Below are 12,239 nucleotides of genomic sequence, written 5' to 3' on the forward strand. Positions count from 1 at the left end.
AATTATGACCGTCGAACAAGCCATTTTAGAAAATGTGAAAGTCTTATCGCCAGACCAGCAACAAGAAGTATTAGCGTTCATCAAATTCTTGCAGTCCGATAAATTGGAAGATATTTATAAAGGACGCTTCAAAGAACTCCAGCAAGAAATTCGTCTGGGAATGGATGCTGCCGCACGAGGTGAAGTAATTGATGCTGAAGATATGTTTCGGAGTTTGCGCTTAAAGCTACAACAACGTCGCACGCAGGCAGAGAAATGAATCGGATTTGTAGATTTACAGTTCCGGCAAGTCGGGATCTAGAAAGCATTATGGACTATATTGCCGATCGCAGCGGTTTTGATGCAGCAGAAAGCTTTCTGGACAGAATTAATGATAAGTGTCAAACGCTCTCAAAGTTTCCGAGTATGGGACGCAATCGGGATGAGTTAATGGAAAATGTACGGAGTTTGCCGATCGATGATTACCTAATTTTCTACAATCCGATCGAGACAGGAATTGAAGTTATGCGGGTTGTTAGCGGCTATCGAGATTTAGAAAGTTTCTTCTCTGAGTGAAATGTATCGAGTTAATTAGGCGGTCGAGAAACTATCATTATAGGTATAGACTTTTAAAGCTAAATTAATTTTATGCAAGTTATTTTAGGCAACATCACACAACTCAAAGTAGATGCGATCGTCAATGCTGCAAATACCAGTTTGCTTGGAGGTGGCGGAGTAGATGGCGCAATCCACAAAGCAGCAGGCCCGGAACTTGTTGACGAATGTCGATCGCTCCGAGGATGCAAAACCGGGGATGCTAAACTCACAAAAGGATATCGCTTACCCGCACGCTTCATCATCCACACCGTAGGCCCCGTATGGCAGGGAGGCGACTGCGGAGAACCCGAACTCTTGGCCCAATGTTACCGCAAGTGCATGGAAATCGCGATCGAGCAAAAGTTCGAGAGTATCGCATTTCCTTGCATTAGCACCGGCATTTACAAATATCCCAAGGATTTAGCAGGTGAGATTGCAGTCAAAATCTGCTACGAACAAATGCAAAAAAACGGCGCTCCTCAAAACATAACTTTCTGCTGCTTCGATTGGGATAATCATGAGGTTTATGAGAGGATTGTAGCAGTTCTCAGGCTGAAAAATGATTCCCAAGATGAAAACGTATTTAGCAGCGACTGAAATTATCGATCGCGATCATCCCGCGATTTTAGAACTCGCGCAGAACATAGCATCAAAACACGATACAATCGTCACAGGAATGATGATAGAGGAAGCAAAGGTTTATTTTCAAATGTGCGATCGCCTACAATGTAAAATTAGACAAGCCATCAAAAACCATCGCTATGAGCGTAATTGCAGCTAAATGGTCGATCGACGAATACCACCAAATGATCTCCTCGCGCATCTTGGAAAATCGGCGCGTCGAACTGCTGAAGGGAGCTCTTGTTGAAATATCGCCAGAAGGGGAACCCCACGCCTATTTTAGCAGCGAAGCCGGAGAATATCTGATCCGGCTGTTGGGCGATCGCGCTACCATCCGTTCAGCCAAACCGATTACGCTTCCTAACGACTCGGAACCAGAACCCGATATTGCGATCGTACAGCGATTGGGTCGCACATATCTCGAACATCACCCCTATCCCGAAAACATTTTTTGGCTGATTGAATACTCAGATTCCACTCTCGTTAAAGACTTAGAGACGAAAACGAAAATCTACGCAGAAGTCGGAATCCCCGAATACTGGGTGGTTAACCTCAAAAGAAGACACCTCATAGTATTTCGAGATCCTCTTGATGGAGATTACACTTCCAAGCTGACGCTAACCGCCGGAACCGTTAACCCGCTTGCATTTCCCGATGTGGCTGTGTCGGTAAGTGCGATCGTCAGCACTTAATTTTTATTCTAAATCCTGCCTTTAAATCACAGGCAAACCATCCTGAAATACCAGCAATTCTCCCGGTTTTATTTGCGTCCAAACTTCATCATCCGTCAGCGGCAAAGTAGCAATTACAGCCACACGATCGCCCTCCTTTGTCAGTTCCCGGAAATCGACAGTCACATCTTCATCGATCGAGTGCGCCCTGGCAAAAGGTGCTTGTCGCACAATATAATGCAGATTAGTAGAACAGTGTACAAATAAGTGTTCCCCATCAGAAAGTAAATAGTTAAAAATACCGTGTTCTGCCAAAGTTTTAGTAATTTCGTTCAGTACCGCGTAAATTTCCGTCAAAGCAGGTTTATTTTGAGGGAAACTTTCTCGAAGTTGTTCTAATATCAAACAAAAAGCTTTTTCGCTGTCAGTTTTGCCTACAGGCTTGTAAAATCCGGCACTTTCAGGATTAAAATTATCCAGATTTCCATTGTGAGCAAACACCCAATAGCGCCCCCAAAGTTCCCGAATAAAAGGGTGGCAGTTTTCCAGAGCAATTTCGCCTTGGGTAGCTTTGCGGATGTGAGCAATCACGTTAGTTGAGTGAATGGGATAGCGACGCACAACTTCCGCAACCGGAGAAGCAACCGCAGGTTTCGAGTCTATAAACAGGCGGCATCCCAAACCTTCAAAAAAAGCAATTCCCCAACCGTCTTGATGAACGTCTGTTTTGCCGCCCCTTGCAGAAAAACCTTCAAAAGAAAAGCAAATATCTGTTGGAACATTGCAGTTCATTCCCAGTAATTGGCACATAGCTTTTAAATCTCTGGAGTTTGGATGGATGCCGCAGCTATTGGCAGCTACAGATTTGCGATGATAGTATTATAGTATGAATTTATCTAGCTTAATAAAAAAACAGAATATTTTTGGATTGTCAACCGTAATGCTACTGAACTTTAAAAAAAGTGCGCCCGAAAATTCAGTCGCGTTTCCCGGATAACTGTCTTGATTATTCTGTTTGTGGTGCAAATCCTCGCTGCTGTAGGGCTGACGAGTATCTATCGCTACGAAACTATCAAAAAGCGATCGACAAACTGGCAATTCACTTGCAGCAAAAAGTCATTCTATTTGAGATTTCAGATTTTAGCTTCAAGAATTGGAAATAAGTAATTTTATTTGGTTTGGAGCTTGACTATAGTTCTATTCTTTTTTAAACTGGTATCAGTTGTTGCATTTACCAGGATCTCCATGCCGATCTCGCAACTCCCCATCAAATCAATCAGATTCATGGCGGCGCGATCGAATTAGGACTGCTAAACAGCCCAAAAATGACCGAGATGGCGCGGGATTTTTGGCAACAATTAGCAGCAAGTGTTTAATGTTGGCTACATTAACTACAATTCCGCAGTAATTTTCAGGTTGCTTCGGGGCGGTTCACTACTAATATCTTAATTTCATAGCCTAAATTTTAATCAGGTCGTCCCATTTTTACATTTTTTCAATCAACAAGAATCAAAGATAAAAACTGAAAATGAAAAATCCCAACCAAGAATGCGATCGCCCAAATCGACAAATTCTGACAGGCTTAATCCTAGGATGGGGATTGCAGGGATTATTTTGCCTTCCAGCACTAGCAGAAACAAGTGTATCTGCATCTCCCGCTGCGATTGAAAACCAGGGTGAACCTGCCCTTACGGAAATTGCGGTTGATTCACCAGAGACAATCTTACCGCAAAATCAGGAATTTGTCGATCGCAACATCCAACCATCCCAACCCAGTTTACCCCAATCTCCCGCTACTACCGCAAATATTGGTGAACCCGCCCCTACGGAAAATTTGGTTAATTCACCCGAGAAGATAGCAGTCGAAAATCCTCCATCAATTAATCAGAATCTCCCAGCCGATGCGAGTTTATCGGAATCTCCCGCCCCTCTGGAAAACCCGAATGAAACTGTTACTGAAGAAACCGCAGAACAAGTCACATCTGTCTCTCAACTCAGTGACGTAAAACCCACAGAATGGGCATTTCAAGCACTGCAATCCTTAGTAGAAAGATACGGCTGCATAGCTGGATATCCCGACGGGACTTTTCGCGGAAACCGCGCTTTAACAAGGTATGAATTTGCCGCAGGACTCAATGCTTGTTTAGATAAAATTCGCGAATTAATCGGCACAGGAAATGAAAACCGAGTCAAGCAAGCAGATTTGGTAACAATCCAAAGATTGCAAGAAGAATTTGCTGCCGATATCGCCGTACTGCGGGGGCGCACCGACTTGTTAGAAGCGCGAACAACAGAACTACAAGCCAATCAATTTTCGCCCACAGTCAAGCTGTCAGGATTGACAATTGTGGGGATACAAGGCCGCAGTCCCAACCGTGCAGATCGCGCTCCCAGAGATGGCAAAAGAGACACCAAAGACCCCGGTACAAATGTCAACACAATTAATTTAAATCAGTTGTACTTCACCGCTCAATTCAGCCCCCGCAGCAACTTATTCATCGGTCTTTTAAACCAGAACGGCGGCACTTCACCCCAATTAACCGAAGACGTAAACCTTGCTTACAGTTTCGGCGAAACTTCTGGCTTCATCCTCAGCGACCTCAACTACCGCTTTCTGGTCGGCGATAAATTGGCAGTGTTTGCAGGGACGGCGGGAGTTAACATGATTACCGCTTTCCGAGGGCCGAATCGATCAGAAAGTGCAGCTTCCGGCCCGATTTCAACCTTCGCTCAAAGAAACCCAATTTTGAACATCGGTCTCGGTCAAGGCGGCGCGGGCATTGACTGGCAATTTGCAAAAAGAGCGAGTTTGCAAGCTGTTTATTCTACTACTGTCCCCGGATTCTTTGTCAGTTCTAACGGGCCTACCGGACACAATACATTGGGATTACAACTAACTCTTACTCCCGCAGATCCAGTGGATTTTACTGTTTATTATGTCAACGACTATTCGCCTGACGGCAACTTGATTAGTTTGGCTGGAGACAGCCAATTAACCGCTGTCAATCCCAGCACCAGCAAGTCAGCATCCCTGCAAACTAATGCTGTGGGAGCGAGTGTAAATTGGCGGGTTTCGTCGCGCGTTTCCCTGGGAGGTTGGGCAGGTTATACTAATTCTCGGATTCCCGGTAAATCGGGCAGCGTGGCAACTACAAATTATATGGTGTTTGTGAATTTTCCAGATTTGTTTGGTACCGGAAATTTGGGGGGAATTTATATCGGGCAACCTCCTAAAATTGTCAGCAGCAATTTGCCGACAGGAAACAACATTCCAGATTTTTTAGATACGGGTTTAGGGCGCAAAGGCGGTCAACCGGGAACGACTACTCATGTAGAAGTGTTCTACCGCTGGCAGGTGAGCGATAATATCAGCGTCACTCCGGGATTGATGGTGATTTTTGAACCAGATCACACTCGCAATAGCGATCCGATTACGGTGGGTGTCTTGAGAACTTCCTTCTCTTTTTGATTTGGTTTGATGCGGATGAAAACCCGAAGGAGGTGTCTTAATCTTTTCTTTAAATACCAGCCCATCATCTTTACTTAAATTTTACATTCCTGGGGCTAATTTTCTTACGGTATCTTTCTTTTCTACATGAAACTACGGAGTTACTGCTCAAAAAAGATCCGCAAAAATACTCTGGGAATCACTTTTTTATTCAATTAGCATTTTAACATATCTTCGACAGTTCCTGAAGTTAGGGTTTAGAAAAACATGATTAACTCAACTGGCTATTTTTTCGCTCTGGGCTTGGCAGCAATTTCGGCTGTGACAGCCTGTCCTTGTCAAGCACAAACGGCGGTTGAATCAAATACAAATGTAGCGGGAGAGAACAATGTAACCACCACCCAGCCACAGAATCGTGCTGACACTTCTGCTGGCAGTCCAAAAGCTCTTAACACTTCTAAATCTTTTGCGGTTTCCGAGACTAATCTGGTACCTGCTAAACCTAGTTCCGCGGTGGCGGCTCCAGAAAATCGAGCTGTACGCAGCAATCCCTTAGGATGTCGATTCTTTGATACTCCTTCAATGCGACAATAAGTATGGGAACATCTCGGCAAAAAATAATATCAGGGTTCAATAGAGAGCGATGCTTTTCGAGAAGTGTTCTCTATTTGTTTAATTAAATTCATTTGTAATTCAACTTTCTGGGGGGAAGTCAGAAAACTGTTTGATATTCTTCAAAACTATTTGAGGCTTGTTTTTGTACTGTTCAACCTGACCGCTGATATACACGTAACCGCGTCCTTGACCTGCATAACGTTTTTCAATCAACCGCTTCAAAGGAGCCATTGCATCAGTTTCAGCATCCGGTATCCACAAATCTAATTTATGATAAACTGAACCCGCATAAATCAGGGCGTTGCCGCCGATCCATTTATTAATCCCAGCCTGCAAATCGCAGAAAATAGTAATAGATTTAGCAGTATCCGAAGCTGCTAAAACTTTCGGGTAGTGCAACCTCACAGAAAGCGCTCCGGCTGTTGCTTCCGAAAATCGAAAATCTTCAACAATCGAGCCTCGCATCGACCACCAAGGCAGCAAATTAGCATAATTGCGAGAGGGAATTTTGGCATTAGTAATCGGATTCCAAATCATCAGATTGTAAGCTTTTGCCGCCGCTTCTGCCTCAGTCATTGGTCGGTGATACAATCTCGATCGCCCGTATTTCACAAAGTAGGGACTCCAGCCTTCTTCAATCAATTTAAGATTGTAATTTTCTCCATCTTTATGTACATAACAGAGGAGACGCCCGTAGTTGTCGCGATGTTTTTCTAGTGCAACTTCAACCGAATCGTCGGTATCAAATTCTAAGTCAATTTTAGCAAGTTGACCATCTGCTGTCGCGAAGTATTGTTTAGCCATTTCCGAAGCTGCTTTCCCCGCCGCAGTTACAGGTTTTGAAGTGCTGGAGTAACTTTCTTCTGTATCGACGCAAATCAGCCGCAAGGACTCGGTTTTGCCGTTGAGAGAAACTTTTATGGTGTCGCCATCAACTACATGAGTTACTTGCAGGTTCGGAATTCTGGTTGCCATATTTTGCACCCTGTTGGACTTAGAATTTGGTTCACATATGGGCTATATTGTACATGAGTTTGCTGCTGAATGCAATAAATGTACCGTTACAACTATCAGGAGAAAGAGTAATGGCTGTTCTAGAGTATGTGAAACCTGGTGTAAAAGTCGGTCGAATTATGCTGGTCATCGATCGAAAATTATATACAACCGCAGATGAACGCAGATCATCTTAATAATCTGCGTTAATTTGCGTCCATCTGCGGTTAAAAAATCCCCCTAGGGACAGCCGCGCAATTTATCCAAAACCGTCCGATCTTCCAAGCTCGAAGTATCCCCAGAAACCTCTTGTCCCGCAGTTAAAGAACGCAGCAAACGCCGCATAAATTTACCGCTGCGAGTTTTCGGCAAAGCATCGGTAAATCGAATTTCTCCCGTGAATCAACCAAGGCGATCAATCTGGGTGAAGGGACTTATCTTCAACTTTTAAACTCCTAATCTGTTCGCGAATCACATCGGTTTTTGTTCTACCGCTGTTCGCGCAATAAGCTTCCAGCCGAAGCATTTCGATTTCAGGCAGTCGAATGGTTAGAACTTTAACATTTTGACTCATACTGCAATTATACTTAAAAATGCAGTACAATCATAGCATAGAGATGCGCCTAAGCATGACGATACCAGCGTCATGCCTAGACGACTTCCCAATGTTGAACGTCCAACAAAGGAGTAATTTAATTATGATTCAAGATCCCGAAAAAGAGGCTGAAGGCTGGGACGAGCCGATCCTTGCTGATAACCCCAGAGAAGCGAAACAGGAGTGCCAAAAGCGAGCCGATCGCTACCAGGTTGAATTAGAATCTGTGACTCTACCCCGAAAAGTCGAAAATCGCCCTCAAATGTACCGTTGCAACTACAAGGAGAAAGAGTAATGGCTGTTCTCGAATGTGTAAAACCGGGTGCTAAACTCGGTCAAATTATTCTGGCCGTCGATCTGACTGTTGCCGGTTCAGTTGATAATGTTTTGGCTAAAATTCAGGACTTGGGATATAACCCAGAAATTCGTCATGTCAACTATCCCTCTGGAGTTCATGTGTTGGCAATTCTCAAAGACGAACAGCATTCTCAAGCAGTCGATGATGACTACTTACTAGAGGAGTGGTTACAGGTGAGGTCGCAAATTAACCCGGATGCGGTTCATCTGTGGCGCGGCAAATAAGGGGAGCAACAATTATATACAATCACAGATGAACCCAGATGAACGCAGATTATTGAAAAAAATATCCGCGTTAATTTGCGTTCATCTGCGGTTAAAAAATCTCTCTACGAACCGCCACGCAACTTATCCAAAACCGTCCGATCTTCCAAGGTCGAAGTATCCCCAGAAACCTCTTCTCCGGCGGCTAAAGAACGCAGCAACCGGCGCATAATTTTACCGCTGCGAGTTTTCGGCAAAGCATCGGTAAATCGAATTTCGCCGGGACGGGCGATCGCCCCAATCTCCTTAACAACGTGCTGCTTCAACTCCTTAGCCAATGCGTCGCTAGGCTGCTGGGAGTTGTCCAGCGTCACAAAAGCGACAATTTCCTCACCTTTAATCTCGTCCGGTTTGCCAACAACCGCAGCTTCCGCCACCGCTGGATGCGATACCAAAGCCGATTCAACTTCCATCGTACCGAGTCGGTGTCCGGCGACATTAATCACATCATCAACGCGGCCCATTACCCAGAAATAACCATCTTTATCCTTGTGCGCGCCGTCTCCAGCAAAGTACACAAATTCCCCATCTTTCGGATGCAAATACTCCCAATAAGTGCGGCGGAAACGCTCTGGATCATTGTAAAGTGTACGCATCATTCCCGGCCAAGGATGTTTTATCACTAAATAACCACCGCTTTCATTAGTTACTGGTTCCCCTTCTTGGTCAACGATATCGGCAACAATTCCGGGGAATGGAAGGGTGGCAGAACCGGGTTTTGTGGGAATTGCACCTGGCAAAGCGGTAATCATAATTCCCCCAGTTTCTGTTTGCCACCAAGTATCAACAATCGGACAATTCGAGTTGCCAATTACGCGCTGATACCACATCCAAGCTTCGGGATTGATCGGTTCGCCGACGGTTCCTAACAATCGCAAAGATGACAAATTGCGCGCGTTGGGCAATTCTTCGCCCATTTTCATGAAGGTTCTGATCGCAGTGGGTGCAGTGTAGAAAACGGTGACACCGTATTTTTCGATTACATCCCAAAAACAGCCGGGATTAGAAGCGCGGGGAGCGCCTTCATACATCAAAGTTGTTGCACCGTTGGATAGCGGCCCGTAGACAATATAACTGTGTCCCGTAATCCAGCCGACATCAGCAGTACACCAGTAAACATCGGTATCTTGGAGGTCGAAGATCCACTTGGTTGTCATGTGGGTATAAAGGTTGTAGCCGCCCGTTGTATGGACGACACCTTTCGGTTTTCCGGTACTTCCAGAAGTGTAAAGAATGAATAGCAAATCTTCGCTATCCATCGGTTCGGCTGGACAATTTGCCGATGCACCTTTTTGCAAATCGTGCCACCAATGATCGCGCCCGGATTCCATGTGAATTTGCTGTTTGGTGCGCTGAACTACGAGTACGTTGGTAACGCTGGGTACGACGTTATTTGCTAATGCTTTGTCTACTTGTGCTTTGAGGCCGACGGCGGTATCTTTGCGGAAGCCACCATCGGCGGTGATCACGAGTTTTGCTTGGCCGTCGTTGAGTCGATCGCGCAATGCTTCGGCGCTAAATCCGCCAAAAACTACGCTGTGTACTGCACCGATTCTCGCACAGGCTAACATGGCGATCGCAGCTTCGGGAATCATGGGCATATAAATGCCGACGCGATCGCCCTTTTGGACTCCCAATTCTTTGATGACATTCGCCATTTGGCAGACTTCGCGGTGGAGTTGCGCGTAGGTGAGGGTGCGGGAATCTCCGGGTTCGCCTTCCCAGATGAGGGCGGCTTTGTTTTTGCGCCAGGTGGTTAAATGGCGATCGAGACAGTTGTAAGAAATGTTAATTTTGCCATTGACAAACCATTTAGCAAAGGGTGGCTGCCAGTCGAGTACGGTATCCCAGTTTTGGAACCAGTCTAATTCTTGGGTAGCGAGTTCGGCCCAGAATGCTTGGGGGTCTGCTTTCGCTTTTTCGTAGAGGGCGCGGTATTCTTCTAAGCTTTTGACGTGAGCTTTTTCGGAGAATTCAGCGGTGGGCGGGAATAGGCGTTTTTCTTGGAGTATTGATTCGATGGTATCTTGTGACATCGCTGTTAGTTTTTAGTTCAGTTACTCTTTTTAACTATTGTGTGCATAAGTTGGATCAAAAGTATGTTTATTTTCCTTAAGACTTGGGAATATTTTGTAAGTGTTGGGGATGTGTTAGAAACTATTACAGTGGTAAATGCTCAATTTTATCTTGGTACTCATGATCAAACGAGCCTTGATAAATCAAAATCAGTTCATCAATATTTTGACCAATACTCATCTTGGAATTAAGCATAAATATTCCTGGAATATGGCGATTTTCCTCTATGTGTTCTGTTAAATGAACTGGCATTGAGCGACGGTTATTGGTAACAAGAATGAAGTTGTGGATTTAACACCAAATAAGAATTTCTGGATCGAGAGTTCCTTTGGAAGGTGCTGTTAGTTCTCCGACTGCTAGAACAACCAAATCGGGATTGCGCCTGCGAATTTGGTTAGCATAGGCAGGATCGACATTTTCATCAAATAGATACTGGATTGCCATCAGCTTTTCTCATTGCATCTCTTGCTGCTCTCAGTTTGCGGATTTTTTCAGCGGCTGGAGAAGGATTGCGACGTTGTTCTTCTCGCATTTTATCGCCCCATTCTACCCATTCAGTTATGTACTTACCGACTGCTTCTTTGTTATGCAGGTAATACAAAATTGTCGCATAAACTTGTTCGAGGGTGAGGGATGTATAAATGTTGGCGATTTCTTCGGGAGTTCGAGCGCGAAACAGGTATTCATAAAGGATGGTTTCGATGCCAATGCGGGAACCTTGGAGCCGAATATCGTCAGGTCTTAGGAAGTTGAAGTAGTCTTCTAGTTGCATAGCTGGTTGGGGTGAGAGATGCTAATATCATATCAGAATGCAAACATTCGTACCAACTATAAGCCTCATCGAGTTCTTCACGAACTTCTGGCCGAAACACTAGCACATAATTCATGAGCGTCTTTTTACCGAAGCTTTAATTTCTTCCCAGGTCATTACATCATCTGGATTAGCTTCGCTATCACTAATCCGACGATCGAGTTCCTGTTTTTGTACTTCTGTAAGATTGGGGTAAGCTTGCTCTGCTGCGATGCTATCCCAAATTGCTTGTACAATCCTAATTCGGTCTTCAACACTGAGAGATGTAATTTGATTCAATGTGACAGTGATATCCATACTAATTAACCTCCATGAAAGACTGGGCAATTGGTACACCTAAAATATAGCAGACTTAAGGTAGAGTTGACGGTGGAGTTGAGGGACAATTAATATTATCTTTATGCCAAATCTGCTGGGAATGCCTGTATAATATACTCTACAGGAAAAGCCGATCGCACAAAAGCTCTCAGCCAAACTTTAGGCATCTTCTTCATCTTCACCTGCACGTCGTTGGTATTCTAAAATGATGCCGATAATTTCATCTGCTGGAATATCAATTTGTACTGATTTTGTATAAACAGTCAGCAAAATAATACCATTTTCAGTTTTGACATAATAAATCAGACGATAGCCGCCGCTTTTACCTTTTTGAATATCGCTATTTCTGACTCTCACTTTAAAAACATCGTAACCAATCCCAGATATTCGATCGCCTGGTAACTCTCCCCGTTCAAGTTGTTCGACGACTGGTTGTATATCATTGCGAATAGTGCGATATTTTTTGGCGAGGTTTCGTAAGTTTCTTGTAAATGTTGGCGCAGCTTCAACTTGAATCAATGGTTGCTCAGACATCATCAATTCCCTCCCATATTTGGGCAGCAGGAATCGTTTTTCCGGTCATAGCTTCATGCCAAGCTTGACGGAAATCTGCTAAAATTGATTCATTAGATTGCTCATTCTCATTAATTTCTGTTCCTTCTGGAATTAGCACAATTACTTCTACTCGGCTATTGCGATCTAACGGTAGTGGTTCATCAATGCACAATTGTCCTCGGTCGTCGATCGTTGCCATCACTTTAATTGCTTTCATAGTTACTCCTGGTAATCTAGAGTGTAAGAAATAGACTGATGTAAAAGGCTAATCAAAAGTGATAATATGATATTATACCAAATCTGCAATATCTTTTACAGGAAAAGCCGATCGCACAAAAG

General features: G+C 44.2%; 20 protein-coding genes. 10 read left to right on the forward strand and 10 right to left on the reverse strand.

The genetic code is table 11. The features are described from left to right. Positions 1-4 precede the first annotated feature (4 nt). The 5 genes from QUB68_RS21310 (at position 5) to QUB68_RS21330 (ending at position 1,889) form a co-directional block, all read left to right on the forward strand. Positions 5-259, forward strand: a complete 255-nt coding sequence (locus QUB68_RS21310) for a hypothetical protein (RefSeq protein WP_332996158.1) — start codon at positions 5-7, stop codon at positions 257-259. Next, positions 256-555 carry a type II toxin-antitoxin system RelE/ParE family toxin gene (locus QUB68_RS21315; protein ID WP_332996160.1) on the forward strand — a complete coding sequence of 100 codons (300 nt, stop codon included), beginning with the start codon at positions 256-258 and terminating at the stop codon, positions 553-555. Before QUB68_RS21310 ends, QUB68_RS21315 begins: the two co-directional genes overlap by 4 nt. A 72-nt stretch (positions 556-627) precedes the next feature. Beyond that, positions 628-1,173, forward strand: coding sequence for an O-acetyl-ADP-ribose deacetylase (locus tag QUB68_RS21320; RefSeq protein ID WP_332996162.1), 546 nt, complete (start codon positions 628-630; stop codon positions 1,171-1,173). Then, complete coding sequence (locus QUB68_RS21325; protein ID WP_332996164.1) at positions 1,148-1,357, forward strand: hypothetical protein; 210 nt, start codon at positions 1,148-1,150, stop codon at positions 1,355-1,357. Before QUB68_RS21320 ends, QUB68_RS21325 begins: the two co-directional genes overlap by 26 nt. Continuing rightward, positions 1,338-1,889 carry a Uma2 family endonuclease gene (locus tag QUB68_RS21330; protein ID WP_332996166.1) on the forward strand — a complete coding sequence of 184 codons (552 nt, stop codon included), beginning with the start codon at positions 1,338-1,340 and terminating at the stop codon, positions 1,887-1,889. The genes QUB68_RS21325 and QUB68_RS21330 overlap by 20 nt, the downstream gene beginning before the upstream one ends. Positions 1,890-1,910: 21 nt before the next feature. On the opposite strand, the gene QUB68_RS21335 is transcribed toward QUB68_RS21330, so the two are convergent. Further along, on the reverse strand, positions 1,911-2,678 hold the full coding sequence (locus QUB68_RS21335) for a class II glutamine amidotransferase (RefSeq protein ID WP_332996167.1): 768 nt from the start codon (positions 2,676-2,678) through the stop codon (positions 1,911-1,913). Positions 2,679-2,830: 152 nt separating this feature from the next. Here QUB68_RS21335 and QUB68_RS21340 point away from each other — a divergent pair, with 152 nt between their 5' ends. The 3 genes from QUB68_RS21340 to QUB68_RS21350 all read left to right on the forward strand — a co-directional run bounded on the left by QUB68_RS21340 (position 2,831) and on the right by QUB68_RS21350 (position 5,910). Then, a complete protein-coding gene (locus QUB68_RS21340; protein ID WP_332996169.1) occupies positions 2,831-3,031 on the forward strand; it encodes a hypothetical protein in 201 nt (66 codons plus the stop codon). Between the two features lie 365 nt (positions 3,032-3,396). Next, positions 3,397-5,337 carry an iron uptake porin gene (locus QUB68_RS21345; protein ID WP_332996171.1) on the forward strand — a complete coding sequence of 647 codons (1,941 nt, stop codon included), beginning with the start codon at positions 3,397-3,399 and terminating at the stop codon, positions 5,335-5,337. A gap of 246 nt (positions 5,338-5,583) precedes the next feature. Next, on the forward strand, positions 5,584-5,910 hold the full coding sequence (locus QUB68_RS21350) for a hypothetical protein (protein WP_332996173.1): 327 nt from the start codon (positions 5,584-5,586) through the stop codon (positions 5,908-5,910). A gap of 99 nt (positions 5,911-6,009) precedes the next feature. On the opposite strand, the gene QUB68_RS21355 is transcribed toward QUB68_RS21350, so the two are convergent. Both QUB68_RS21355 and QUB68_RS21360 read right to left on the reverse strand, forming a co-directional pair. Further along, a complete protein-coding gene (locus QUB68_RS21355; RefSeq protein WP_332996174.1) occupies positions 6,010-6,906 on the reverse strand; it encodes a thermonuclease family protein in 897 nt (298 codons plus the stop codon). Between the two features lie 258 nt (positions 6,907-7,164). Then, on the reverse strand, positions 7,165-7,296 hold the full coding sequence (locus QUB68_RS21360) for a hypothetical protein (RefSeq protein WP_332996176.1): 132 nt from the start codon (positions 7,294-7,296) through the stop codon (positions 7,165-7,167). A 326-nt stretch (positions 7,297-7,622) separates the two neighbouring features. On the opposite strand from QUB68_RS21360, the gene QUB68_RS21365 reads away from it, so the two are divergent. Continuing rightward, positions 7,623-7,814 carry a hypothetical protein gene (locus tag QUB68_RS21365; RefSeq protein WP_332996179.1) on the forward strand — a complete coding sequence of 64 codons (192 nt, stop codon included), beginning with the start codon at positions 7,623-7,625 and terminating at the stop codon, positions 7,812-7,814. Continuing rightward, positions 7,814-8,101: a hypothetical protein gene (locus tag QUB68_RS21370; RefSeq protein ID WP_332996181.1), complete on the forward strand. Its 288-nt coding sequence runs from the start codon at positions 7,814-7,816 to the stop codon at positions 8,099-8,101. Before QUB68_RS21365 ends, QUB68_RS21370 begins: the two co-directional genes overlap by 1 nt. Before the next feature lie 104 nt (positions 8,102-8,205). Here QUB68_RS21370 and acs read toward each other — a convergent pair whose 3' ends face one another. From acs to QUB68_RS21405, 7 genes are all read right to left on the reverse strand, one after another. Next, positions 8,206-10,176, reverse strand: a complete 1,971-nt coding sequence (acs, locus tag QUB68_RS21375; RefSeq protein ID WP_332996183.1) for an acetate--CoA ligase — start codon at positions 10,174-10,176, stop codon at positions 8,206-8,208. Between the two features lie 124 nt (positions 10,177-10,300). Next, positions 10,301-10,468 carry a hypothetical protein gene (locus QUB68_RS21380; RefSeq protein WP_332996185.1) on the reverse strand — a complete coding sequence of 56 codons (168 nt, stop codon included), beginning with the start codon at positions 10,466-10,468 and terminating at the stop codon, positions 10,301-10,303. 39 nt (positions 10,469-10,507) lie between these two features. Then, positions 10,508-10,660 (reverse strand): hypothetical protein, encoded by a 153-nt coding sequence (locus tag QUB68_RS21385; protein ID WP_332996187.1) that lies wholly within the window; start codon positions 10,658-10,660, stop codon positions 10,508-10,510. Further along, positions 10,638-10,988, reverse strand: a complete 351-nt coding sequence (locus QUB68_RS21390) for a DUF433 domain-containing protein (RefSeq protein WP_332996189.1) — start codon at positions 10,986-10,988, stop codon at positions 10,638-10,640. The genes QUB68_RS21385 and QUB68_RS21390 overlap by 23 nt, the downstream gene beginning before the upstream one ends. Positions 10,989-11,099: 111 nt before the next feature. Further along, complete coding sequence (locus QUB68_RS21395) at positions 11,100-11,324, reverse strand: addiction module protein (RefSeq protein WP_332996191.1); 225 nt, start codon at positions 11,322-11,324, stop codon at positions 11,100-11,102. A gap of 180 nt (positions 11,325-11,504) precedes the next feature. Next, positions 11,505-11,879, reverse strand: coding sequence for a type II toxin-antitoxin system RelE/ParE family toxin (locus QUB68_RS21400; RefSeq protein WP_332996193.1), 375 nt, complete (start codon positions 11,877-11,879; stop codon positions 11,505-11,507). Further along, the gene (locus QUB68_RS21405; protein WP_332996195.1) at positions 11,872-12,117 is read right to left on the reverse strand and encodes a type II toxin-antitoxin system RelN family antitoxin; all 246 of its coding nucleotides are present in this window, start codon (positions 12,115-12,117) and stop codon (positions 11,872-11,874) included. The genes QUB68_RS21400 and QUB68_RS21405 overlap by 8 nt, the downstream gene beginning before the upstream one ends. Positions 12,118-12,239 lie beyond the last annotated feature (122 nt).

Origin of the sequence: Microcoleus sp. A006_D1 (assembly GCF_036702805.1) — a bacterium.
Taxonomy (GTDB): Bacteria; Cyanobacteriota; Cyanobacteriia; order Cyanobacteriales; family Microcoleaceae; genus Microcoleus.